21 protein-coding genes are annotated in these 24,528 nt (G+C 72.1%); 9 read left to right on the top strand and 12 right to left on the bottom strand.

Annotation, left to right across the window (positions count from 1 at the left end):
* Positions 1 to 26: 26 nt before the first annotated feature.
* Positions 27 to 407, bottom strand: coding sequence for a phage holin family protein (locus tag KIK06_RS01860; protein WP_083924198.1), 381 nt, complete (start codon positions 405 to 407; stop codon positions 27 to 29).
* A gap of 77 nt (positions 408 to 484) precedes the next feature.
* Between KIK06_RS01860 and KIK06_RS01855 the strand changes: the two genes are divergently transcribed.
* From KIK06_RS01855 to KIK06_RS01845, 3 genes are all read left to right on the top strand, one after another.
* Positions 485 to 1,039 (top strand): GNAT family N-acetyltransferase, encoded by a 555-nt coding sequence (locus tag KIK06_RS01855; RefSeq protein WP_268641663.1) that lies wholly within the window; start codon positions 485 to 487, stop codon positions 1,037 to 1,039.
* 175 nt (positions 1,040 to 1,214) lie between these two features.
* Complete coding sequence (locus KIK06_RS01850) at positions 1,215 to 2,087, top strand: 1,4-dihydroxy-2-naphthoate polyprenyltransferase (RefSeq protein WP_268641662.1); 873 nt, start codon at positions 1,215 to 1,217, stop codon at positions 2,085 to 2,087.
* Positions 2,088 to 2,115: 28 nt separating this feature from the next.
* Positions 2,116 to 2,601, top strand: a complete 486-nt coding sequence (locus KIK06_RS01845; RefSeq protein ID WP_017598751.1) for an NUDIX domain-containing protein — start codon at positions 2,116 to 2,118, stop codon at positions 2,599 to 2,601.
* A 257-nt stretch (positions 2,602 to 2,858) separates the two neighbouring features.
* Here KIK06_RS01845 and dapB read toward each other — a convergent pair whose 3' ends face one another.
* Complete coding sequence (gene dapB, locus KIK06_RS01840) at positions 2,859 to 3,602, bottom strand: 4-hydroxy-tetrahydrodipicolinate reductase (protein ID WP_083924199.1); 744 nt, start codon at positions 3,600 to 3,602, stop codon at positions 2,859 to 2,861.
* 60 nt (positions 3,603 to 3,662) lie between these two features.
* Here dapB and KIK06_RS01835 point away from each other — a divergent pair, with 60 nt between their 5' ends.
* Entirely contained in the window at positions 3,663 to 4,391 is a 729-nt protein-coding gene (locus KIK06_RS01835) for a VIT1/CCC1 transporter family protein (protein ID WP_268641660.1), read from the top strand.
* Between the two features lie 4 nt (positions 4,392 to 4,395).
* Here the strand turns inward: KIK06_RS01835 and egtD are convergent, their stop codons facing one another.
* From egtD to KIK06_RS01790, 9 genes are all read right to left on the bottom strand, one after another.
* On the bottom strand, positions 4,396 to 5,370 hold the full coding sequence (gene egtD, locus KIK06_RS01830; RefSeq protein ID WP_017598754.1) for an L-histidine N(alpha)-methyltransferase: 975 nt from the start codon (positions 5,368 to 5,370) through the stop codon (positions 4,396 to 4,398).
* Between the two features lie 56 nt (positions 5,371 to 5,426).
* The gene (egtC, locus tag KIK06_RS01825) at positions 5,427 to 6,182 is read right to left on the bottom strand and encodes an ergothioneine biosynthesis protein EgtC (protein ID WP_017598755.1); all 756 of its coding nucleotides are present in this window, start codon (positions 6,180 to 6,182) and stop codon (positions 5,427 to 5,429) included.
* On the bottom strand, positions 6,182 to 7,537 hold the full coding sequence (egtB, locus tag KIK06_RS01820; RefSeq protein ID WP_268641658.1) for an ergothioneine biosynthesis protein EgtB: 1,356 nt from the start codon (positions 7,535 to 7,537) through the stop codon (positions 6,182 to 6,184). Before egtB ends, egtC begins: the two co-directional genes overlap by 1 nt.
* Positions 7,534 to 8,835 (bottom strand): ergothioneine biosynthesis glutamate--cysteine ligase EgtA, encoded by a 1,302-nt coding sequence (gene egtA / locus KIK06_RS01815; protein WP_268641656.1) that lies wholly within the window; start codon positions 8,833 to 8,835, stop codon positions 7,534 to 7,536. The genes egtB and egtA overlap by 4 nt, the downstream gene beginning before the upstream one ends.
* A gap of 729 nt (positions 8,836 to 9,564) precedes the next feature.
* The gene (locus KIK06_RS01810; protein WP_268641655.1) at positions 9,565 to 10,722 is read right to left on the bottom strand and encodes an ABC transporter ATP-binding protein; all 1,158 of its coding nucleotides are present in this window, start codon (positions 10,720 to 10,722) and stop codon (positions 9,565 to 9,567) included.
* Positions 10,719 to 11,729: an ABC transporter ATP-binding protein gene (locus KIK06_RS01805; protein WP_268641654.1), complete on the bottom strand. Its 1,011-nt coding sequence runs from the start codon at positions 11,727 to 11,729 to the stop codon at positions 10,719 to 10,721. Before KIK06_RS01805 ends, KIK06_RS01810 begins: the two co-directional genes overlap by 4 nt.
* Positions 11,726 to 12,706, bottom strand: a complete 981-nt coding sequence (locus KIK06_RS01800) for an ABC transporter permease (RefSeq protein ID WP_268641652.1) — start codon at positions 12,704 to 12,706, stop codon at positions 11,726 to 11,728. Before KIK06_RS01800 ends, KIK06_RS01805 begins: the two co-directional genes overlap by 4 nt.
* The gene (locus KIK06_RS01795) at positions 12,703 to 13,773 is read right to left on the bottom strand and encodes an ABC transporter permease (protein WP_268641650.1); all 1,071 of its coding nucleotides are present in this window, start codon (positions 13,771 to 13,773) and stop codon (positions 12,703 to 12,705) included. The genes KIK06_RS01800 and KIK06_RS01795 overlap by 4 nt, the downstream gene beginning before the upstream one ends.
* Positions 13,770 to 15,605 carry an ABC transporter substrate-binding protein gene (locus KIK06_RS01790; RefSeq protein WP_268641649.1) on the bottom strand — a complete coding sequence of 612 codons (1,836 nt, stop codon included), beginning with the start codon at positions 15,603 to 15,605 and terminating at the stop codon, positions 13,770 to 13,772. Before KIK06_RS01790 ends, KIK06_RS01795 begins: the two co-directional genes overlap by 4 nt.
* Positions 15,606 to 15,840: 235 nt before the next feature.
* On the opposite strand from KIK06_RS01790, the gene KIK06_RS01785 reads away from it, so the two are divergent.
* From KIK06_RS01785 to KIK06_RS01765, 5 genes are all read left to right on the top strand, one after another.
* Positions 15,841 to 16,554, top strand: a complete 714-nt coding sequence (locus tag KIK06_RS01785; RefSeq protein ID WP_268641648.1) for a metal-dependent hydrolase — start codon at positions 15,841 to 15,843, stop codon at positions 16,552 to 16,554.
* 88 nt (positions 16,555 to 16,642) lie between these two features.
* Positions 16,643 to 17,317, top strand: a complete 675-nt coding sequence (locus KIK06_RS01780) for an O-methyltransferase (RefSeq protein ID WP_268641646.1) — start codon at positions 16,643 to 16,645, stop codon at positions 17,315 to 17,317.
* A 65-nt stretch (positions 17,318 to 17,382) separates the two neighbouring features.
* A complete protein-coding gene (locus KIK06_RS01775) occupies positions 17,383 to 18,528 on the top strand; it encodes an exonuclease SbcCD subunit D (protein WP_268641645.1) in 1,146 nt (381 codons plus the stop codon).
* The gene (locus KIK06_RS01770; RefSeq protein WP_268641644.1) at positions 18,528 to 21,524 is read left to right on the top strand and encodes an AAA family ATPase; all 2,997 of its coding nucleotides are present in this window, start codon (positions 18,528 to 18,530) and stop codon (positions 21,522 to 21,524) included. The genes KIK06_RS01775 and KIK06_RS01770 overlap by 1 nt, the downstream gene beginning before the upstream one ends.
* Positions 21,525 to 21,685: 161 nt before the next feature.
* A complete protein-coding gene (locus KIK06_RS01765) occupies positions 21,686 to 22,114 on the top strand; it encodes a hypothetical protein (RefSeq protein WP_017598767.1) in 429 nt (142 codons plus the stop codon).
* Between the two features lie 116 nt (positions 22,115 to 22,230).
* On the opposite strand, the gene KIK06_RS01760 is transcribed toward KIK06_RS01765, so the two are convergent.
* Positions 22,231 to 24,357: a cytochrome c oxidase assembly protein gene (locus tag KIK06_RS01760; protein WP_268641643.1), complete on the bottom strand. Its 2,127-nt coding sequence runs from the start codon at positions 24,355 to 24,357 to the stop codon at positions 22,231 to 22,233.
* Positions 24,358 to 24,528: the final 171 nt, after the last annotated feature.

Below are 24,528 nucleotides of genomic sequence, written 5' to 3'. Positions count from 1 at the left end.
CAGCGCGGCGGGACGGGGGTGGACGGTCAGCCGTCGTCGCCGTCCGGGAGGAACAGGCTGGCCAGCCAGCTCACGATCGAGATGATGATGGCTCCCCAGAACGCGGGCCAGAACCCGTCGATGCTGAAGGGGACGTCGAACAGACCGGCGACCCACTCCGTGAGCAGGAGCAGCAGCGCGTTGACGACCAGGCCGATCAGTCCCAGGGTCAGGGCGTAGAACAGGCACCCCACCGTTTTGACGATCGGTTTGATGACGGCGTTGACCAGGCCGAAGATCGCACCGACACCAAGGTAGACGAGGATCTGCTCGGTCGTGTCCCGGGTCGCGACCTCGATCCCGTCGACCAGGTAGACAGCCGCCCAAAGGGCGAGCGCGTTCACGATAACTCTGATAATGAGGCTCACGACGTAGATGTTCCCATGCCATGGCAAGGTCCGGAAACTCCGGCGTTGGTCATCTTGCCGCCTGAGGAGGCCCGACCATGTCCAGTGCCCAGTTCGTCCGCCCCGCCCGTGCCGCCGACGTGGACGCCGTCGTGGCCGTCCAGGTGGCGTCGTGGCGGTCGGTGTACGGGGAGCTGCTGCCCGACGAGGTGCTGGAGGAGATGGGGGGCGGGGAGGCCCGCGAACGCTTCCGGGAGCAGTGGAGTTCGGCGGTGGCGTCGCCCCCGACCTCACGGCACCGGTTGGTCGTGGCCACGGACGAGGAGGAGGGGAAGCGGACGGTCGTCGGCTTCGCCGCGTTCGGTCCGGCCGGTGACCCGGACCTGTGGCCGGGCAAGGACGCGGAGGTGTTCGCGCTGCACGTGGCGCCGGAACTGACCCGGCGGGGGCACGGGAGCCGGTTGCTGAACGCGTGCGTGGACCAGCTGGTCGAGTCCGGTTTCGGCACCGTGTACGTGTGGGTGCCCGAGGCCGACAACGCGCTGCGCTCCTTCTTCGAGTCGTCCGGGTGGCGCGCGGACGGGGCCCGTCGGGAGATCGACCTGGGAAGTCCGTTGGCGATGGTGCGGCTGCACGCGGCGATCACCGCGTAGTTCCCGGCCCTGCGCTTCGGACCGTGTTCGGATGCCGTCCGGGGGCCACCTCTCCAGGGAACCGGACCCTGGAGGGGCGGCACGACCCGCGCGGAGCGGGGACTACCGTGGAAAGGTCGGATCACCGTGCGCTCGGAAGGGCTGGGCGCCGCCGTCGAGTGTGGAGGGACCGCACGTGGCCACGGTCAGTGAATGGGTCTCGGGGACGCGTCCCCGTACGCTGCCGAACTCGGTCGTGCCGGTGGCGGTCGGTACCGCCCTGGCCGTCGCGCTGGGCGGATTCGTGTGGTGGAAGGCGCTGCTGGCGATAGTGGTGTCGCTGGCGCTCCAGGTGGGGGTGAACTTCGCCAACGACTACAGCGACGGCGTGAAGGGCACCGACACCGCCGAACGGACGGGCCCGGTACGGCTGACCGCGAGCGGTCTGGCCCCGGCGCGGCAGGTGTTGGCCGCGGCCCTGGCGAGTTTCGCGTTCGCGGCCGTGGTGGGTCTGGTCCTGGTGGCGACGTCGTCGTGGTGGCTGCTGCTGGTGGGCGCGGCCGCGATCGCCGCGGCCTGGTACTACACCGGCGGGCGCTCTCCGTACGGGTACCGGGGCCTGGGCGAGGTGTCGGTGTTCGTGTTCTTCGGCCTGGTGGCGGTCGTCGGCACCGTGTTCGTCCAGGTGGGATCCGCGCCGTGGCAGGCGTGGGTGGCCGCCGTCCCGGTGGGGCTGCTGTCGTGCTCGGTGCTGGTGATCAACAACCTGAGGGACATCCCGACGGACCGGGAGACCGGCAAGATCACCCTCGCGGTGCGACTGGGCGAGGCGGGCACCCGCCACCTGTTCGCGGGCGCGATCGCGGCGGTGTACGTGGTGGCGCTGGTACTGACGCCGGTGTACTGGTGGGTTCCGCTCGTGGTGCTGTCGGTGCCGCTCGCGGTGCGGCCGACGCGCCGCGTCCTGGGCGGCCAGGTGGGCCGCGACCTGGTGTTGGGACTGGGCGAGACCGGCAAACTCCAGCTGGCCTTCGGGGTGCTGTTCTCGGTCGGTCTGGCCCTGGGCTGAGGGGCGGGCGTGCCCTAGGGTCGAGGGCGTGACCGAAGAGGAGTTCTACGCGGGTCTGCCCGCGACCCGGGGAGCGGCGGGGGCCGTGATCCGCTCCGAGTCCGGCGGCGTGCTGCTGGTGAAACGCACCTACGTCCCCGAACGGCCCTGGGGCGTCCCCGGCGGGGTCATCGAGGCGGACGAGTCGCCGCTGGCCGCCTGCCGCCGCGAACTCCGCGAGGAACTGGGAGTCGAGGCGCGCGTGCTGCGGGTGGCGGTCGTGGACTGGGTCCCGGCGCGTCCACCGCGCACCACGGCGCTCCAGTGGCTGTTCACCGCGGAACTGCCCGAGGGCGCCGAGTTGCGCCTTCCCGCCGACGAGCTGTCGGGGTGGGCCTGGCACGATCCGGGCGACTTGCACGAGGTCCTGTCCCCGCACACGGCCCGGCGGATGCTCGCGGCGCTCACCGTCGCGGACGGCGGGGGCCCGCTCTACCTGGAGGACGGCAGGCCGGTGCTACCTCCGGGCGACTGACCTGAGCCGACCGGGCCGCGGCAGTGTTTCTCTCGGGCCTGCCGCTTCGTTTCGGCCCGCCCGTCGCCCGCCACCGCCCGAGGGGCCGCTCCCCGGCGGAGCGAGCACCCTCAACCGACGCCTCCGGCGCGGCCCGATTCATGCTCGTTCCTCGCTAGCGGCTCGACTCGCCCGCCCGTCGCCCGCCACCACCCTCATAAGAACCCTGGCGGCGCCCGAACCGAACCCCCCTGGGGTGGCCCGTCCCAAGAAAGGCCCTAGTCCAGGCCGAGCAGGGGTTCCAGACCCAGGGTGAGCGGATCGGGCAGGTCGGCGACCTTGCGGATACCCAGGAGCACACCCGGCATGAAGGACGTGCGGTTCATCGAGTCGTGCCGAATCTTGAGGGTTTCCCCGTCGGTCCCGAACACGACCTCCTGGTGGGCGATGAGCCCGGAGATGCGCAGGGCGTGCACGCGGACACCGTCGACCTCGGCGCCGCGGGCGCCCGCGATCTCGGAGGTGGTGGCGTCGGGCATCGGGGCGGTACCCGCCTCGCGCCGGGCCTCGGCGACCAGTTCGGCCGTCCGGTAGGCGGTGCCGCTGGGGGCGTCGGCCTTGTTGGGGTGGTGCAGCTCGATGATCTCGGTCGAGTCGAAGTACGGCGCCGCCTTGCGCGCGAAGTGCATCATGAGCACGGCGGCCACACCGAAGTTCGGGGCGATCAGCACCCTGGCGCCCGGCTTGGCCGCGAGCATGGCGCGCACCCGGTCGAGCCTGGCCTCGTCGAATCCGCTGGTGCCGACGACGGCGTGGATCCCTTGGCCGATGAGCCACTCCAGGTTGTCCATCACCGCGTCGGGGTGGGTGAAGTCGACGACGCAGTCCGCCCCCAGCACCGCTTCGCGGTCGTCGGCGTGGTCGATCCCCGCCACGAGTTCCATGTCGTCGGCGCCCTGAACCGCCTTGACGACCTCTGACCCCATGCGCCCATCGGCGCCGAAAACTCCTACCTTGAACACGGCACAACCGTACCGGAGTCAGTGCCCGCCCACCGACCGGCCTCGTGCGACCATGGCGCCATGGCACAGGCACGGCCCGGGAGCGGCCCCGGGGGATCGGACGGACAGCAGAGGCGCTTGGGGTCCCTCCTCAACGGTCTTCGCGCGGCGGTGCTCGGGGCCAACGACGGCATCGTCTCCATGGCGGGCCTGGTGGTCGGCGTGGCCGGGGCGACGCCGAACCGCGGGGCCCTGCTGATCGCCGGGGTGGCGGGCACCATGGCGGGAGCGCTGTCGATGGCCGCCGGGGAGTACGTGTCGGTCAGCACGCAGCGGGACACGGAGCGAGCGGCCCTGGCCCGCGAGAGCTGGGAGCTGGCCACCGACCCGGCCGGCGAGCTGGAGGAGCTGACCGAGATGTACCGGGCGCGGGGACTGGACGAGGAGCTGGCGCGCGAGGTGGCGCGGGAGCTGACCGCCCACGACGCGTTGGGGGCGCACGCCGAGGTGGAGCTGGGTCTGACCCGCTACCGGGTGAACCCGTGGCAGGCGGCGGGGTCGAGCCTGTTCGCCTTCGTGTTGGGCGCCCTGGTGCCGCTGTCGGCGATGCTGCTCAGTCCGGACGCGTGGCGGTTGGCGGTCACGGTGGTCGCGGTCCTGGTGGCGACCGGTGCGCTGGGTGCCGTCAGCGCGCGGTTGGGCGGCGCGGTGCCGTCACGGGCGGCACTGCGGTCCATGACGGGCGGGGCGTTCGCGATGTCGGTGACGTACCTGGTCGGCTCCCTCCTGGGGACGATGACGGCGTTGTGAGTCCTCAGTGGGCGGTGGCCAGGGCCAGGGCGAAGTCCCCGGCCGGGTCGGTCCACCAGTGTGTGGGGGCGAACCCGGCGGCGACGAGCTCCCCGCCCAGGTTCTCGCGGCGGAACTTGGCGGAGATCTCGGTACGCATCTCCTCCCCCGCGGCGAAGTCGACGGACAGGTCGAGGTCGGCGACCCGAACGTGCTGGTCGACGCGTGAGCGCAGCCGCATCTCGATCCACTCCTGCTCGGCGTTCCACAGGGCGACGTGGTCGAAGGCGCCAGGGTCGAAGTCGGCGCTCAGCTGCCCGTTGATGACGGAGAGGACGTTGCGGTTGAAGGCGGCGGTGACCCCATGGGCGTCGTCATAGGCGGCGACCAGGCGTACGGGGTCCTTGACGAGGTCGGCCCCGAGCAGGAGGGAGTCGCCGGCCCTCAGGACTCCCCGGATGTCGCGGAGGAAGGCGGCCCGCGCGCGGGGGTCCTGGTTGCCGATGGTGGAGCCGAGGACGGCGAGGATCTGGCGGCCGCCCTCCTCGCTGACGGGCAGTAGGCCGAGGTGTTCCTCGAAGTCGCCGACGACGGCGTGGACGTCCAGCCCCGGGTAGTCCTTGGCGAGGCCGGAGGCGGAGGCGGCGAGGAAGTCACCGCTGACGTCGACGGGTACGAACCGGGTGAGGCGGCCGTGGCGGCGCATCGCGTCGAGGAGGAGCCGGGTCTTCACACCGGAGCCGGAACCGAGCTCGATGAGTGCCTCGGCGTCGGCCGCGTCGGCGATCTCGTCGGCGCGTTCCTCGAGGATCGACCGTTCGGTGCGGGTGGGGTAGTACTCGGGAAGTTCGGTGATCTCCTCGAACAGGGCGCTTCCGCGTTCGTCGTAGAACCACTTGGGCGGGAGCTGTTTGGGCCGGGCGGTGAGCCCCTCGGCCACGTCTCTGCGGAGGGCCTTGTCGAGGTCGTCAGCGGTCAAGTTTCGGTCGATCCGGAACATACTGCCTCCTGTGTCCCTATGTGGTGTACCCGGGATGGGGGTCGTCCAGAGTCCGCTCAGCGCAGCGGCGTGATCTCGGTGCCGTGCGCCGTGGCGACCACCACCGAGTCATCGGGGACCGGGTGCCAGCCGGGGTCGTCGTCGAAGGGTTCGGAGGCCAGGAAGACCCCTCCCCACGGCTCGCGCAAGGTGAACAGGGTGTCTCCGGACGCCGTCCCGACGATGGACTCGCCATCGCTGGCGAGCAGGTTGTAGCGGCCCTCGGAATGCTCGCGGGCGTGGCCGACCACGGCGGCGAGTGTTCCCGCGAGGTCCCCTGACGCCCGCCACAGTCGGACGGTGTGCGCGAACAGCGGCGCCGAGTCCACGGGGGAGCGGGCGTCCAGGGCACCGGCGGGTAGGGGCGTGGCGAGCGCGGCGGTGAGTGCCTCGTCGTCCTTGACCGCCCCGTTGTGGCTGAACAGCAGCCGGTCGGCGCGGAAGGGCTGGGCACCCGACTCCTCGGAGCCGAACCCCGTGGTGGCGTCGCGTACGGCCGCCACCACGCACCCGGAGGTGATGGACCGGGCGGCGTCGGAGAAGGAGGCGTCACCCCAGATGGGCATGGCGCGCCGGTAGCGCAGCGGTTCCGGTGGCGGGCCCCCGGCCGTGACCCGCGGGGGATACCAGCCGACGCCGAAGCCGTCGGCGTTGACGGTGCCGTGCCGTTGCATGCGCGGCGCCCAGGACTGCGCGTGGAGCGAGTGGGGCGCCGCGTACAGCAGCTCGTGCACCGTGCGCGGCGGCCCCAGGTAGGCGAGGTGGCGGCACATCAGTCGGACTCCGCGTCGCGGGCGCAGCGGAAGCCGCTGAAGATCTGCCGCCGGATCGGATGGTCCCAGTTCCGGAAGGTCGAGCGCACGGCGGTGGGATGGGTGGCCCAGGAACCGCCGCGGAGCACCTTGTACCCCTCGTTGAAGAACACCTCGGAGTACTCCCGGTACGGGAAGGCCCGGAACCCCGGGTACCCGTCGAAGGTCGTGGACGTCCACTCCCACACGTCGCCGATCAGCTGCTGCACACCCAGCGGGGAGGCGCCGTCGGGGTGGCGTCCGGCCGGTGAGGGGCCGAGCCGGCGCTGGCCCAGGTTGGCGTGGCGGATCCCGGGTTCGTCGTCGCCCCACGGATAGCGCGTCGACCGCCCCGTCTCCGGATCGAACCGGGCTGCCTTCTCCCACTCCGCCTCGGTGGGCAGGCGCTTGCCCGCCCAGCGCGCGTAGGCCTGGGCCTCGTGGAAACTGACGTGCTGCACGGGTTCCTCCGGCGGCACCATCTCGTGGCGGCCGAACCTGCGGCGTGACCAGTCCTGGCCCTCACGGGTCCAAAAGGCCGGGGAGACGGCGTTGCGGCGGCGCTGCCACTCCCATCCCTCACGGGTCCACCAGTGCCTGGTCTGGTATCCGCCGTCGGCCATGAACCCCAGGTACTCCGCGTTGGTGACGGGACGGGTGTCGATCCAGTAGGCGGGCAGGTCGACCGTGTGGGCGGGGCGCTCGTTGTCGTAGGCCCACGGATCGTCGGCGGCGCCCATGGTGAACGGCCCGGCCGGCACGAGCACCTCCGCCTCCGTGGGCGGGCTCAGGGCGGCCACCCCTCCGGAGCCGTCCAGGAGCACGGGCTCGCCCTTGCGCAGCTGGTGGGTGGCGAGCATGGTCTCGTCGTGCTGGTGTTCGTGCTGGATGACCATGTGGAAGACGAACCCCGCGTCGAGCAGGGCACGGTAGCCGTCGGAGCCCTCGCGCTGGCGGGGTATGCCGGCGGGGGCGATGTCGGCCTTGTCCAGGACCTCGAGCACCTCGTCGCGCACCCGGTCGTTGTACTCGGCGGCCTCGTCCGGTGTGAGCAGCGGCAGGGTGACCCGTTCGGCGCGCGGGTTCTCGAAGGCGTCGTAGAGGTGGTCGATGTCGGGACGCAGCGCCTCGCGGCCGCCCGCGGCCCGCAGCAGCCACTGCTCCTCGTAGTTGCCGATATGCGCCAGGTCCCAGACCAGCGGCGACATGAGTTTGGAGTGCTGGGCGATCAGCCCCTCGTCGTTCAGGGCATCGAGTGTCAGACCGTTGCTGCGCCGGCGGCTCCGTTCGAGCTCGACGGCGATGCGCTCCTTGGCGCGCTCCTGTTCGTGGTTCACCGTGCTCCTCCACGTGACTCGGAGTGGTGTGCCGGGTCCGGACCCGTCCCGGACGTCCCGGTTCCCGCGCTACGGGGGCCGGGAACCCACGGGCCGGCGTCGGCCGGGGACAGCCCGCGCCGTGTGTACCGGTCCGCGTAGTCATCGACGAGGGAGGCCAGGTCCGCCGCGCCCATGCGGGGCAGAGCGCGAACACCCGCGTCGAAGCAGGCCTGGGCGCAGGCGGCGATCTCTGGGTCGGCGACGCCGCGCTGCGCCGACGTGAGCCACAGGCGGGGGCCGGGGGCACGGCCCCCGCAGAGCCGTTCCGTGGCCTCTTCCGCGGTGGCGCGGGCCACGGGGTCGTCGAACAGGGCGGCGGTCAGCGCCATCGGGACGGGCCACCAACGGTGGGGAAGCGCGTCGATCATGCGCAGCTCCCACCAGCCGCGGGGGCGCACCGGCGGGAAGAGCGTACTGAGGTGGAACTCCAGGTCAACGAGGGTGGCGGGGCGGGGACCCAGACCACCGATCCACTCGGCGAGGGTGCAGCCGGGGTCAGCGATCCAGTGGCCGTCGCCTTCGGGGGTCTCGGGGACCGCCATGACCTTGGCGGCCAGCGCGTACTCGGCCCACGCGGTGGCGGGGTCGGAGCGGTCGCCGAGGTCGAGGACCGGCCGGGTGCGGGAGGCGTCGGTGGCCGCCCAGATCGCCCACCGGGTGGACTTCCAGCCGGTCGGGCGTCCGCGCCAGAACGCGGAGTTGGCGAACGCCGCGACCAGAACCGGACCGAGGCGGTGGGTGAGCTCCCAACGGGCGCGCAGGTCGGCGGCGTCGGCTCCGGTGTCCAGACACACCTGGACGGAGGCGGTGCTGCACATCATGGTGCGGCCGCTGGGCTGGCGGTGGTTGGTGAAGAAGCGCTCCATCGCGGTGTAGCGGGCCGAACGGAGCTGGCGCAGGGGCGGACGGACCGGGTCGAGTGCGGCCCCGGACAGTTGGAGTCCGGCCTCGCCGAGGTTCTTGCCGACGTGGGCCAGGTCCGCGGCCAGGGCCTCGTACACCTTGGCGGGGCCTGGCCGGACGGCCGAGCTGAGTTCGAGCTGCCCGCCGGGTTCGAAGGTGATCCGGCTTCCCGCGGGCAGGGTTCCGGTCATGTCCAACGCCTCCGTGAGGCGGTCGATGTGGACGGGTTCGGTCGGGCGGGCGGGATCGGTGACGAGCCATTCGGTCTCGGCTCCGACCTTGCCGGGCGGCCCGGTCTTGAAGCAGACCCCGTTGATGTAGCCGTGTACGTCGTCCGTGGTGATACGTGCCATGGGACGCCCCTCTCGATACCCCGCGCCTCGGGTGACACCTCAAAGGTCCTGCCCATGAGTCAGTGAGGTCGAACATAGGAAACGACCAGAAATCAGATGAACAATCCACGTACGCCAGGAGCATGGAGTTATGTCCCCTACGACGGCACTGGTGACTCCGGGTGTCGTGATGGGTGCGGAGGGCACACCCGCCGCGTGTGTGACCCACCTCACTTCTTGGTGAAGTCCCTGAGCCGCTGCTCAGCCACGGCCCGTTCCCCGGCATCGAGCCTGACGTCGAACGCCTCGCCCGGGACGCGGTCGATCTCCCCGATGGGCGCCTCCTCTGACCTGCGCCGTCAACCGCCCCGCGAAAGGCGGGCGGGGACGGGTGGTCGGGTGGTGGATGGCAGTACCCGCCCCGGCGCCGCCGGACCGTCTCGTCCGTCAGAGCGGCCACGTCGAGGAGGATCGGCGGGTGAGGACGATCTGGAGGTTCTCGGCCGGGATCGCGGCCGAGTGGGCACGGTGCGGGGCCCGCAGGGTCTCGAGGGTCGGGGCGGGTCTCCCGCCGACCCGACCCGCTCCAGGTAGGCGTCCAGGTCCAGTTCCCGGCCGGGACAGAAGTCGCGCTCGGTGGACAGCGCGCCGGGGCGGGCGCCCGGGGAAGGGCGGTCCGGGCGCTCGTGGTGCCGTCGGTGGCGGAGTTCCGCGTAGCCCTGTCCGCCCAGAACCGGGGTACCCCGGGCGCTATTCCACCGCTTCGGCGCGCCCCGGTGACCACATGCGACCATGGCCGTCGGCGACCCAGTGGCAGGCGGCCCGGTGCGTGCCATCGTCCTCGACCGACGCCTCCGGCGCGGTACCGCCCTTGAGGACCGCGGGATCCACCGTCCGGCACCGGTCGGCCACCCCCGCCCGCTCCGCCTCCCCCGAGGCCAGCACCGGGCAGCGCGGGTGGAAGCGGCACCCCGAGGGGACGTGCGCGGGGTCGGGGGGCTCCCCCGACAGCACCGTCGGCTCGCCGTCGGTCTCGGGCAGCACCGACAGCAGGGCCCGGGTGTAGGGGTGGGAGGGCGCGGCGAGCACCTCCTCCACCCCGCCCATCTCGACCACCCTGCCGAGGTACATCACGGCGACGCGATCGGCGATGTTCCACGCCAGGCCCAGGTCATGGGTGGCGACCAGGGCCGACAGCCCCAGCTCTGAACGCAGGTCCAGCAGCAGGCGCAGGATTTCCCCACGCACGGAGGCGTCCAGGGAGGCCACCGGTTCGTCGGCCACCAGGACCTCCGGTTCCAGGACCAGCGCTCCCGCGATGACGACGCGCTGACGCTGACCCCCCGACAACTCGTGCGGGTAGCGCGCCAGGAACCGCTCCGGTGGCCTCAGCCCGGCGCGGGCCAGCGCCCGTGCGACTCTCTCCGCCTCCTCGGCGGTGGTTCCCTCATGAACGCGCAACCCCTCGGCGACCGCCTCGTACACGGTGCGGCGCGGGTTGAGCGACCCGGTCGGGTCCTGCTGCACCAGCTGGACCCTGCGTCGGAAACCGCGCAGGTGACGGCTGCCGTAGCGAAGCGGTCGGCCCTCGAAGAGCACCCTGCCCCGGGTCGGCCGCTCCAGGCCGAGCAGTACCCGGCCCAGGGTGGTCTTGCCACACCCGGACTCCCCCACCAGAGCCACGATCTCCCCCGCCGCCACGTCGAGGTCGACCCCGTCGACCGCACGGGCGGTCCGGCCGCCGCCCGGCGCGACGCCCGCCCTGAAGGCGACCTCCACACCCCGTGCGCTCAGGATGGGACGAGCACCGGACCCGCGGGAAGAGACTTCCCCCACCGACGGCGGCGCGTGGGCGTCAGTCCGCACGGCTGCGGGCAGCACCCCTCCGGAGTCATCGGCGTGGGTCATGGATGCTCCTTCCGCTCGGCGGCACGTGCCGGACCGACGTGGACGCACGCGGCATGGCGGGTCGAGTGCCCGTCGTGGTCGGGGGCCACCGGGTACAGGGGCGGGTCGACGGTCGCGCAGACCGCCTGGGCGCGGGCGCAGCGCGGGCGGAACACGCACCCCGGTGGCGGAGCGGCGGGATCGGGCGGCTCGCCCGCCAGCCCACGGGGCGCCAGGCGCGAAGCGGGATCCCCGATTCGGGGGAACGCGGAGCTCAGGGCACTCGCGTAGGGATGCGCCGGGTCCCGCACGACCTCGGCGGCGGGCCCCTGCTCCACGACACGGCCGGCGTACATGACGGCCAACCGGTCACAGTGCGCGGCGAGCACCGACAGGTCGTGGCTGATCATGATCATGCCGATTCCCTGGTCCGAGGTGAGCCCCCCGAGCAGTTCCAGGACCTGCGCCTGGATCATCACGTCCAGGGCGGTGGTGGCCTCGTCGGCGATGATCAGGCGCGGCTCGCACGCCAGTGCCATGGCGATCATGACCCGCTGCCGCTGGCCGCCGGAGAGCCGGTGGGGGTGGTCGCCCGCGCGGGAGGCGGGAAGCCCCACCCGTTCCAGGAGCTCGGCGACGCGTCCCCGGACCCGGCCAAAGGCGACGGTGCGGTGGAGCAGCATGGGCTCGGCGATCTGGTCGCCGATCCGCCGGACCGGGTTCAGGGCGTGCAGCGCCCCCTGGAAGACGATGGCGGCGTCCATCCAGCGGACCGCGCGCAGGCGCCCCCACCGCATGGTGAGGACGTCCTCGCCCTCCAGCAGGATCTGGCCCGTCGTGTTCGCCGTTCCCGGCAGCAGCCGCAGCAGGGCCAGGGCGACGGTGGACTTGCCACTGCCGGACTCGCCCGCCAGGCCGAGGACGCTCCCGGACTCGACGGTCAGGTCCACTCCGCGCACGGCCGGGACGTCGCCGCCCGCGGCCCGGTAGGTGACGTGCAGGTCGCGGACATCGAGCAGGATGGTCAACGCGCCTCCCCGAGTCGCGGGTTGAGGACGGACTCGACCGCGCGCCCGCACAGGGTGAAGGACAGCGCGACGACGGCGATCGCCAGTCCCGGCGGGATCATGTACCACCAGATCCCCGCGCTGATCGCCCCCGCGTTGCGCGCCGCCTCCAGGATCCCGCCCCACGACACGGTGGCGGGGTCGCCCATACCGAGGAAGGACAGGGTGGACTCGGCGATGATCGAGGTGGCCACGAGCAGGGTGGTCTGGGCCAGCACCACGGGCATCACGTTCGGCAGGACGTGCCACGCCATGACGTGCGCGTGGCCACCCCCGAGGGCGCGGGCCCGTTCGACGTAGGGCCTGGCCTCCACCGCGAGGGTCTGGGCCCGGACCAGGCGGGCGGTGGGCGGCCACACGGTGAGGCCGATGGCCAGGATGATGGTGCCGACACCGCGCGGCAGGACGGCGGCCAGTGCCACGGCCAGGACGAGGGTGGGCAGGACGAGGAACCAGTCGGTGATCCGCATCAGGACGGTGGACACGACCCTTCCCGCCAGTCCTCCGGAGGAGGCGAAGTGTCCGGCGGCGACGCCGATCACCGTGCCCAGGGCGACGGAGACGAACGTGGCCAGGAAGCCCACCGTGAGTGAGACCCGTGCCCCCCACACCACCAGGTCCAGGACCGAGCGCCCGAAGTTGTCGGTGCCCAGCGGGTAGCGCCGGCTCGGCGGCTCGTAGGGGTCGCCCGGCGCCCGGGTGATGCTCAGCCCGGCCTCATCGACGAACAGCGGCGCGGTCAGGGCCAGCGCGCTGATGGCGAGCAGGACCGCCAGCCCGACCAGGCCCGCGCGGTGTCGGGCGAAGGAGCGGGCGAAGGCGGCCAGGGCCACTCGGCGGCGGCGCCAGGCGAGGGCGGCGGGCCCGGCCGGGACGGGTGTGGTCGCGCGTTCGGGCCCGGGGGCGGCCCGGGCGTCGCGCCCGTTCGGGGCGCTCACGGCCGCACCCGGGGGTCGAGCAGGGGGTACACCAGGTCAGCGAGCAGGTTCATGAGGATCACCGAGGCCGCGAAGACGACGAAGAGTCCCTGGACGAGCCCCAGGTCGGGCACGCGCAGGCCGGAGTAGAAGAGCTGGCCGAGTCCCGGCCAGGAGAACACCGTCTCGACCAGGATGACGCCGGAGACGACCTGGCCGAGATTGAGGAAGATGAGGGTCACGGTGGGCAGGAGCGCGTTGGGCACGGCGTGCCTGCGGCGGACGAGGCCGTCGCGCAGGCCCTTGGCTCGAGCGGTGGTGAGGTAGTCGGCGCCCTTCTCGTCCATCAGGGAGGAGCGCATGATCATGAGGTACTGGGCGTAGATCACCGCGACCATGGTGGCGACCGGCAGCACCAGGTGCCAGGCGGTGTTCAGGACGGTGTCCAGGGCTCCGGAGACCCCCGGGTCGACCATGCCGCCGGTGGGGAACAGGCCGGGGACGAACCCGCGCCCCGAGGCGAGCACGACGATGAGCAGCAGACCCAGCCAGAACGTGGGCACCGACCAGAGGAACAGGGCCACGGCGGTGTGCGTCCGGTCGGCGCGCCCGCCCGGACGCCATCCGGCCCGCGTGCCGAGGAACAGTCCGAGGAGGGCGGCCACGACCGTTCCCGTCCCGGCGAGCAGGACTGTGGGGCCGAGCCGTTCGAGGATGAGGTCGGCCACCGGTTCGCGGTACTGGAAGGAGGTTCCCAGGTCGAATCGGGCGAGCCCGGCGCAGTAGTCGAGGAACTGCTGCCACAGCGGCTGGTCCAGCCCGAACTGGCGGCGCAGCTCCTCGCGCTGCTGCGCGGTGACCTCGCGTCCCTCGGTCATGGCCCGGACCGGGTCACCGGGCAGGATCCGGAAGAGGAAGAACCCGGCGACGACCACCGCGGCCAGGGAGACCACGGCGGTCAGCAGCTTCCCGGACACGTAGACGAGCACCCGCCACAGGCGTCCGGAGCCGGATCGGCCGCGTGCCGGAAAGGCGCCCGGCGGCCCCTGCGCCGCCGGTTCACCCGTCGTGGTGGGGGTCGAGGTCACTCCCGGTCCTCCAGGGTGGCTCGGCGGCGGACGAGGGCGAAGGCGCCGGCGGCCACCAGCACGACCACGACCACCCCGACGCCGGCCAGGACCCCGGTGGACAGTCCGTCCCCGCCGGAGTCGGCCGCGGCCACGGGACGGGCCGACCACCAGGCCCAGTAACCGTCCTGGCCCCAGATGTTGCCGCCCGGGTCCGGTTGGATCTGGATGTCGGACACCTGGTCGCTGCGGTAGGCCTCCATGATGTTGGGGTAGGCGAGGACGTTGACGACCGCCTCGCGGTAGAGCACCTCCTGGAGTTCGTGGATGATCCCGGCGCGGGTGGGCCGGTCGTACTCGGCGAGCTGCGCGGCGTAGAGCTCGTCGTACTCCTCGTCGCAGAAGTAGGCGTCGCCCTGCATCGTGCCGGGTTCCTCGGGAAGCGCCCCGCAGGTGTGGATGCCCAGCACGTAGTCCGGGTCGGGGTTGACCGTCCACCCCGTGAAGATGAGGTCGTACTCGGCGGCGTACAGGGCGTCGCTGAGCACACCGGGGTCGACCGTCAGGTTCTCCACCTCGATGCCGATGTCCGCGAGACGCTCGACGAGGATCAGTCCGGCGTTGACGTTGGCGGGACGGTCCCGGTGGACGTGCATGCGCAGTTCGAGCCGGTCCCCGTCGGGGGAGACGCGCACGCCGTCCTCGCCCCGTTCGTATCCGGCCTCGTCGAGCATGGCGTTGGCGGCGTCGGGGTCGAAGGCGAGGAAGTCCTCCTCGCCCTCCGGTGACCAGTGGAAGTCGCCGTAGCGCGCGGGGACGTACCCCCCGGCGGCGACGGCCTGCCCGCCGTGCGCGAGTTCGACGATCTCGTCGTTGTCGATGGCCGTGACGATGGCCTGGCGCAGCGTGCGGTCGGCCAGGGCGGGGTGTCCGTCGCCGAACCCCTCGCCGTCCTGGGTGCGGGCCCCGGGGTTGATGGTGAAGGCCTGGAAGCGCTTGCCGTCGGCATGGTTGACGGTGATGCCCTCGACGCCCTCCAGCGAGGACGCCTGGGCCTCGGTGAGCTCGTAGACGAACGTGACCTCGCCTCCGCGCAGGGCCTCGACCGCCGCGTCCTTCTCGGAGTAGTAGCGCAGGACGACCTGGTCGAAGCCGGGCGCGCCGCGCCAGTGGTCGGGGTTGGCCTCCAGGGTGATGGACTCACCCGGTTCGTGGCCGACCAGGGTGAAGGGGCCGCTGCCGACGACGGGGAACTCCTCGTTGGGGTAGTCGGCGAAGGCGTCGCCCTCCTCCTCCAGGATCGGCTCCCACACGTGTCGGGGGACGATCGGAACGGCGAGGGACTCCATGGTGGCCTGGGGTTCGGCGAGTTGGACGACGACCGTGTGGTCGCCCTCGGCGGTGACGGACTCGAATCCGGCGACGTAGCTGCCCGAGGCGATGGCCGCGGCGCCGTCCTCCATGATCGTGGTGAGCGTCCACACCACGTCGTCGGCGGTGAGCGGTTCCCCGTCGGTGAAGACGACGTCGTCACGGAGCTCGAAGGTCCAGGTGAGGCCGTCGTCGCCGGCCTCCCACTCCTGGGCCAGCGCCGGGGCGGGCTCGTTGGTCTCGGGGTCGACGGTGACCAGGGTGTCGTAGACGTGGCCGAGGACGTTGGTGGTGACCGCCAGCTGCGCGACGAAGGGGTTGAAGGTGTCGACCTGCTGGGTCACGGCGATCGTGAACGTGTCGAGGTCGTCGGTCCCGGCCGTGGCCGGCGCCGCCGTGGAACCCCCGACGAGGAGCAGCGCGGCGCTCATGGCGGCCACGCGTCGGAGGTGGATGCCTGGAGGACGGGGGTGGGTGTGCATGACGGCCCCTGTCGGGATCGTGGGCTCGGTGATGTACCACCTGGGAGATGTTGGTTGTTTACCAATGCGGAGCGACGAGCGTCAATCACTTCCGGGGCGAGGTGTGGATAACGGAACGCGATCGGTACGGAAGGGGCGTCATCCCTGGGTTCAGCGGGATTCGTGTGTCGAATGCGGCTGCCCGGAATCTCCCGCCGATTCGCGGTGAATGCGCTACTCCGCTACGGTTCCCGCCATGATGGGGCACTCACACGCCATGAGCGGCGTGGTCGGTTGGATGGCGGTCGTTCCGCTCGTCCAGGGCAGGGAATTCCTCGGACTCAGTTTCGACATGGGCCCGGGCGAGATCATCGCCGGCTCTCTCGTGTGCGCCGGGGCGGCCCTGCTGCCCGACCTGGACCACAAGAGTGCCACGGTGACCAAGACCTACGGAAAGGTCACCGAGTCCATGAGCGGGATCCTCGCGTGGGCGTTCGGGGGCCACCGGATGGGGACGCACTCGTTCCTCTTCGCGGCCCTCATGGGCGTCCTGGTGCAGATACTGGCCCTGTGGTCGGAGCTGGCCGTGCAGGTGTTCGTGTTCCTGCTGGTCGGCATCGCCCTCCAGGGACTGGGTTTCGGTCTGGACAAGAACCGGGCCGCGTCCGGGGTCATCAACGCCCTGGGCACGGCGGCCATCACCCTCGCGCTGTTCGCGTCGGGCGTGAACTACACGTGGCTGGGGTTGGCGGTGGCCTTCGGATGCGTGTTGCACTTCTTCGGCGACATGATCACCAAAATGGGCGTGCCGCTCTTCTGGCCGTTCACCAAGAAGCGCATCGGCCAGAACCAGGGGTTCGTCACCAACGGCCCCGTGGAGCAGAAGGTCGTCATGCCGCTGCTGACCGTCGGCGTGATCATCTACTCCATCTACCTCTTCGACTGGCCCGAACTGCTCCCCGCCTACTGACCCGGTCCCGCGCCCCGACCGTGCCCACGTGCCCACGGTCGGGTCCGGCGCCCGCAGGCGCGCGGAGGGAAGGGGCTAGGGTGGCCCCGTGACTCGAACCACGGAGACCATCACCCCGGAACTGCACTCCTACCTCGTCGCCCACAGCGCTCCGGTCGACGACGTGCTCGCCGACCTGGTCGAGGAGACCGAACGCCGCTTCCCCGACGTCAGGGGCATGCAGATCGGCCCCGAGCAGGGCGCGTTCATGACCCTCCTCGCCCAGGCGTCCGGCGCCCGCGACATCGTGGAGGTCGGGACCTTCACCGGCTACTCCTCCCTGTGCCTGGCCCGTGCGCTCCCGGCCGACGGAACCCTCCTGGCCTGTGACATCAGTGAGGAATGGACGTCCGTCGCCCGCCGCTACTGGGAACGGGCCGGGGTCGCCGACCGGATCACCCTCACGCTCGGCCCGGCGCTGGAGACCCTGCGCGCCCTTCCCGAGGAGCCGAGGTTCGACCTGGCCTTCCTCGACGCGGACAAGACCGGCTACATCGGCTACTGGGAGGAACTCGTCCCGCGTATGCGCCCCGGCGGCCTCCTCCTCGCCGACAACACGCTCTCCCACGGCCGCGTCGTCGACCCCTCCAACACCGACGAGGCCGTCCAGGGGATCCGCGACTTCAACGACCGCCTCGTGGCCGACGACCGCGTCACACAGGTCCTGCTGCCCATCGGTGACGGACTCACCCTCGCCAGGAAGCACGGGACGGCGCTGACCTGACGGGTCGTCCACAGGTCGACCGGACTCCCGGCGGCGCACCGCGACCTTCGGTATCGTCCAGTGCCATGCGCCTGCTGCACACATCGGACTGGCACCTGGGCCGTTCCTTCCACCGGGAGAACCTCATCGACGCCCAGGCGGTCTTCCTCGACCACCTCGTCGACACCATCGAGACCCACCGCGTCGACGTCGTCGTGGTCGCCGGTGACCTCTACGACCGCGCGCTACCCCCGGTGGACGCCGTGCGTCTGTTCGACCGGGCGCTGAGCCGGATCCGCGCCACCGGGGCCCGCGCGGTCCTCATCAGCGGCAACCACGACTCCATGGCCCGGATGTCCTTCGCCACGGACCTCATCGACGCCTCCGGCGTCCACCTGCGCAGCTCCCTGGACGGCGTCGGCACTCCCGTCCTGATCGACGACGACCACGGCCCCGTCGCCTTCTACGGCATCCCCTACCTGGAGCCGGAGATCGCCCGACACCACTGGGACCTGCCCGAACGCGGCCACCCCGCGGCGATCGGGCACGCCATGGACCTGGTCCGCGCCGACCTCGCGGAGCGGCCGGGCACCCGGTCCGTCGTCCTCTCGCACGCCTTCGTCACCGGAGGAGAACCCTCCGACAGCGAGCGCGACATCGCCGTGGGCGGCGCCGCCCACGTCCCCGCGTCGGTCTACGACGGCGTCGACTACGTCGCCCTCGGCCACCTGCACGGCCGCCAGACCATCACCCCGTCCGTGCGCTACTCCGGCAGCCCCCTCGCCTACTCCTTCTCCGAGGAACGGCACGTCAAGGGCTGCTGGCTGGTGGACCTGAACGCCGACGGCCTGGCCGGAGCCGAGTTCGTCGCCTCCCCCGTCCCCCGCCCCCTCGCCCGGATCCGGGGACGTATCGAGGACCTGCTGACCAGGCCCGAATGGAGCTCCTACACCGGGCACTGGCTCCAGGTCACCCTCACCGACGCGCGTCGTCCCGCCCACCCCATGGACCGGCTGCGCGAGCGCTTCCCGCACACCCTGCTGCTGGAGTTCGCCCCCGAGGGCGCCGCGCCCGAGAACCGCCCGGTCGCGGCCTCCATCGCCGACCGCGGCGAGCGCGAGGTCGTCGCCGACTTCGTCGAGTGGGCCCGCGGCACACCCGTCACCGCCGAGGAGACCGCGCTCGTGCACGCGGCGATCGAGCAGGTCCGGATCCAGGAGGGCACGCGCTGATGCGACTGCACACACTCACCGTCCGGGCGTTCGGCCCCTTCGCCGACACCGAGCTCGTCGACTTCGACCACCTCAGCGCGGGCGGCCTCTTCCTCATCCACGGCCCCACCGGAGCGGGCAAGACCTCCGTGCTGGACGCGGTCTGCTTCGCCCTGTACGGCAGGGTTCCGGGGGCCCGACGCGACGACCGGTCGCCCAAGAGCGACCACGCGCCGCTCGACCGCGTCCCCGAGGTCACCTTGGAGTGCACCATCCGCGGCAGACGCGTTCGGATCGAACGCCGTCCCCGCTGGGAACGCCCCAAGAAGCGCGGCTCGGGTACCCGGACCGAGAACGCCAAGGTCGTGGTGACCGAGCGCGTCAACGGCCGCTGGGAGGGCGTGACCACCCGCCCGGACGAGGCCGGGCAGTTCGTCGGCGACCTCCTGGGCCTGACCCTCGACCAGTTCTGTCAAGTCGCCATGCTGCCCCAGGGTGACTTCGCGCGCTTCCTGCGCGCCCGGGCGGAGGAACGCCGCGAGTCCCTGGAGCGCATCTTCAACACCCGTGTCTTCCGGGACGTGGAGGAGTGGTTCAAGGGGCACGCCAACCGCCTGCGGTTGGAGGTGGAGTCGGCCAACGAGCACGTGCGCTCGGTGGCCGGACGGATCAGTGAGGCGGGCCGCTCAGACCCGCCCGACCTACCGGAGGAGCTGTCGGCGTGGGCCGCCGAGCTCGCGGCCGTCACGGCCGCGACCTCCCGGGACGCCGCCCTCGTGGCCGCGGAGGCCACGGAGTCGCGCGACGCCGCCCAGACCGCGCTGACCGCGGGCCGCCAGACCAGGGCGCGGCAGGACCGGCTCACCCTCGCCAGGCGGCGCCGGGACGAGCTCTCCCGGGGCGCCGAGGAGCGGTCGGGGATCGATGTCCGGTTGGCCGCCGCGGAGCGCGCCGGGACGGTGCTGCCCTTCCTGCGTGCCCGCGACCACCGCCGCACCGAGCTCGACAAGGCCGAACTCACCGTCGCCGAGCGCTCATCCCTGGTCAGGGCCCTGCCCGGTGTCGGGGACATGGCTGCCCCCGGGGACACGGCCGAGCGCGCGCCGGCGGTCCTGTCGGGCGCCGAACGCGAACGCCGCGACGAACTCGCCCGCCTGGAGCTGCTGCGGGGCGACGCCGAACGTCGCGACTCCCTGGGGGCCCAGGTCGCCGGGTTCACCCGGCGCCTGGGCGGGGTCCGAGCCGAGATCGAGCGTGTCCGGGAGCGGATCACGTCGCTGCCGCCCCAGATCGAGAAGGCGACCGGCGAGCTGCGCCAGGTTCGTGACCAGGCAGGTCTGGTCGAGGCGGCCCAAGCTGCGCTGGAGGCGGCGCAGCGGCGCCTGGAGGCCGCCGGTCAGTACGAGTTCCTGGGCCGGGAGCTCATCGAGGCCGAGGACGGCCACCGTGCCGCCGTCGACGCCGCACAGGACGCGCAGGACCACGCCCTTCGTCTGCGTGAACGGCGGATCACCCACATGGCCGCCGAACTGGCGGGCAAGCTCACCGAGGGGGATCCGTGCGCGGTCTGCGGGTCGCTCGACCACCCGGCGCCCGCGCGGCCCGCCGAGGAGGGCCTGGTCTCGGCCGAACAGGAGGAGGCCGCCCAGACGGCCGCGGGGGCCGCCGACGCCCGCCGGTCGCAGGCCCGCGCCCACGCCGCGGCGCTACGGGAGCGCCGGGCCGCCGCCTTGGACCGCGCCGAAGGGCTCACACCCGCCTCCGCCCGGGAGGAGGTGGCCTCCCGCACCCGCGCCTTGGAGGAGGCGCGTACCGCGGCCGTGGAGACGCGGCGGTTGGAGGAGACGCTGGAGCAGCTCACCGCCGACCTCGACCGGGCCCGCGCCGAGGAGGGCGAGCTGACCCGGTCGGAGGCCCGGCTCGAGACCGACCGTGCCAACGCCGCGGCCGAGCACACCCGGCTGACGGAGCTGCTGGACGGGGCGCGGGGCGACGACCCCGGGATCGGCCAGCGGATCTCCCGGCTGGCGGAGGAAGCGGATCTGCTCCGCGCCGCCGCTGACGCGGTCCATGACCGCGACCGGGCCGCCGAGGAGCTGCGCATGGCCGTGGCCGAGGCCGAGCGGCAGCGCGCCGAGGCCGGTTTCGCCGCTGAGGCCGACGTCTGGGAGGCCGCGCTCGACGATCGTCGACGCCGGGAGCTGCGCGATCGCGCTCGTGCCTTCGACGACGACCGGGCGGCGGTGGAGGCCGCGCTGGCCGATCCCGACCTGGTCGCCGCCGGTACCGCGCCCGTACCCGACCTGGAGTCGCTGGCCGACGCCGCCGACCACGCCGCGGCCGCCGCGGACCACGCGGTGGCCTGGCGGAGCACGCTGGAGGAGAGGGCCCGACGGCTCGTCGTCCTACGCGGGGAGCTCGACCGGGCGCTGGAGGGGTGTGAGCCGGTGCTGCGCCGCTACGCCGTCGCCGAGGGCATGCGCGCCCTGGCCGCCGGGACCTCGGCCGACAACGCCGACAACGTGCGCCTGTCCGCCTACGTCCTGGCCTCGCGGCTGGAACAGGTGGTGGCTGCCGCCAACGACCGGCTACGGACGATGTCGGACGGCCGGTACGAACTCCGGTACACCGTGGACAAGGCGGCGGGCGACGGCCGGGCGCGTTCGGCCGGCGGCCTGGGGATGCGGGTGGTGGACGCCTGGACGGGGGTGGAGCGCGACCCCGCAACGCTGTCCGGGGGTGAGACCTTCTTCAGCTCGCTGGCGCTCGCGCTGGGGCTCGGGGACGTGGCGAGCGCGGAGGCGGGCGGCACCGACATCGACACGCTGTTCGTGGACGAGGGCTTTGGGACGTTGGACGAGGACACCCTGGAGGAGGTCCTGGACGTGCTCGACCGGCTGCGCGACGGTGGCCGGGCGGTGGGTGTGGTCAGTCACGTCGCCGACCTGAGGCAACGGGTCGGCACCCGGCTGCGGGTGATCAAGGGCGCGTCCGGCTCTCGCGTGGAGCACACCTAGGGTTCGTTTCCTGGAACGGGCGTCCCTGGGGGTTGCCGTGCGGGCACCGCCGGGGTCCTTCAAGGCGGAGGTGCGGGCGAGGGCGAAGCGGAGGCCTCGAAGAACACCGCTGAGGCCCGCCTCCCCACCCCGGGTCGGCCCACCGGTGTTCCGGTGCGAGAATGACCAGCGTGAATTCGCTGGTCAACATCGCCGTATTCGGAATCGGGGGCGCCGTCATCACGGCAGCCCTCATCGGTCTTCTCCTCGTGGTCGCAGGGAGCGGAAACGCGACCTCGCCCAAGGTACGCACCGGTTTCGGTGTCGTCTCGGTCGTTCTTCTGGTGCTGCTGCCGACCTTCGCCGCCGCCAGCGCGCTCTCCGGCGGCGCCGGGTTCTGGGCGGCGTTCGCCACGGCCGCCTGCGTGGCCGCGGTGGTGTGCGCCGTGAACATCGCCCTGCTACCCCTGGCCGCACGGCGTCAGGCGGCGGCGAGCGGCGCCGGTTCCCTCGCCGCTCTGCGGCCGTCACTGCCGGTCGTCGCGGTGGCACTGGTGATCTGCGTCGCGCTGGGCCTGCTGGGAGCGGGGGTGGCGGCGCTGACCGTCTGACCGTTCCCGCATCGGTGCTGGGGGCGTGCCCGTACGGGCGCGCCCCCATTCGTGTTCCCACCGGACGGCGAAGGGGTCGGCGTCCCCGGTTCCCGGAACCCCCGAGGAATGTGTGCTCAGGCGTTCCGGTCGCTCGACTCGCTGCCCGCGTGGTCGGCGGGCGCGCCCTCCGTCTGGGCCGCCGCACCTCGCGAACGTCGGTCGAGCTCGGCGAGGTAGGCGTTGTAGGCGTCCATGTCGGCGTCGTCGGAGTCGCCGCGCGCACTGTGCCGCTGCCGCCGCCGCTCCTGCTTCTCGTCGTCCTGGAACCACTGTCTGACCATGGCGATCGTCACCAGCAATGTCGGGATCTCGCCGAGCGCCCAGGCCACGCCGCCGCCCATGTACTGGTCATCGGCCCGGCTCTCCAACCACGGGACGTCGATCTCGCCGTAGAACTCCGGCGCGACGGGCTGGGCCTGCTCCATGATCGCGATGCCGAAGAAGGCGTGGAAACCCATCACCAGCAGCAACAGCAGGAACCGTAGGAGGTAGGGCACCTTCCGGGGCGCCGGGTCCACACCCGCGATGATCCAGTAGAAGAGGAAACCGCTGAGCAGGAAGTGGACGCTCATGAACAAGTGGCCGAGGTGATCGAGCATCAGCGCGCCGAACAGCGGGGTGAAGTAGAGCGCGTACGGGCTGAGCACGAACATCGGGGCGGCGAACGCCGGATGCGTCACCACCTTGGAGAACCGACTGTTGAGGAACAGCGTCAGCCACTCACGCGGCCCCCGGTCGCCCCTCCGCCGGGCCGGTTTGAGCGCACGCAGCGCCAGGGTGACCGGCGCGCCCAGGACCAGGAGGATCGGGGCGAGCATGGCCAGCATCATGTGCTGGATCATGTGCGAGGAGAACAGCACCATCGCGTAGGTGGCGAAACCGCTCAGCTGCGTGGCGACGATGGTGAGCAGTCCCAGCGCGAAGAAGACCGCGCGGCCGATCGGCCACCTGTCGCCGCGGCGCAGCAGTCGGACCACGGCGGCCGCGTACAGACCGCCCGCGATGACGACCAGCATGATGAAGAACAGGTCGGGGCGCCACAGCGTGAGCACGTTCCACACGTCCATGGGCGGCGGCACGGGGAAGCCGAGGATCGCCGCGGCCGGGTCGACCTCGCTCTCCAGGGGCGGCGGGGGCGCGGTCCGCCCCAGGCCGACGGAGATACCGATGACGGCCGCCATGATGAGCACCTCGACGCCCGCCACCAGCAGGAACATCCGCCGTTGGAAGGAGGCCCCCGCGGGCCCGTCGGGCGCCTCGTCGATCTTTCGGAGCGCGTACCGGCGGTGCAGGTAGCCGAACAGGCCCAGGACGCCGAACAGGGCGAACTTGACGACCATGATGAGGCCGTACTCGGTCAGGAAGAGGTCGCCGAACGAGCCGAGCCGGGCCAGCGCGCTGCCGAGACCGCTGATCGCCACACCGATGAACAACCACAGCGCCAGGCGGCTGAACCGGGACACGGCCACCACCGGGTCCTGACCGTCCTTGCGCATCGCGTGGTAGGTGACGGCGGCCAGACCGCCCACCCACGCGGAGATCGCGATGATGTGCATGGCCAGCGCCGTGACGGCCAGTTCGTGCGCACCGGAGGAGGCGGAGTGCCCGGTCAGGCCCGGGGGGGTGGCCGCCACCAGGGAGGCCACGAACAGCCAGATACCGCCCGTGGCCGAGGTGACCGTGCGGCCGAACAACGCGATGCCCGTGGTGATGAGGATGACGAACATCAGGGCGACGCCGCCGGAGACCGACCCCGCGTAGGCGGTGACCTCGTCGACGCTGACCTGGCCGAAGGAGCGCGCCAGGAACTCCGAGGCCTGGAAGTACATGGTGAACACGGCGGCGACGGCCCACGCCAGTGCGGCCCAGGTGGCGCCCTGCACGTAGAACCGGGCCTGCTCGGACAGCCGCCCCTGGTCGGAGGGCAGCAGGACCGTCGCGAGGAGCAGCAGGCCGATGGTCAGGACACCGGAGGCGTCCAGGAACAGCTTGGCCACCGGCAGTCCCCAGCGCACGCCCTGGCCCGCGTCCGGCAGCCCCGGGATGAGCTCGGGGTAGGCGGCCCCGCCCAGGACGAGCGTGAGGCACAACGCGATAGCGCACAGGGCCACCGCGGGAACGGCGAGGAGCGCCATGAACGAAGTCCCGGGGGCGTCCGAGGCCTCCTTGGGCGATGTCGTCTGCTGTGCGGGAGGAGCCACGCGCCACTCCGTCGTCGAGGTCTGGTGGATGGACTGGTCAGCGCCCTGGGCCGTGGCGGCCGCCGCACGGCTGTCCGAGGTCGGCCTTGCGGGGCCCGCACGGGGAACACCGCGCTCCAGGTTAAACCGTTGACTACCCGACGTCGCCCCGGGGTGGCGTGAGGTCCTTCT

This window comes from Nocardiopsis sp. EMB25, assembly GCF_026797795.1.
In the GTDB taxonomy this organism is placed as follows: domain Bacteria; phylum Actinomycetota; class Actinomycetes; order Streptosporangiales; family Streptosporangiaceae; genus Nocardiopsis; species Nocardiopsis lucentensis.
Note: the sequence above shows the minus strand (reverse complement) of the source record. Positions and strands in the feature narration are given on the sequence as shown.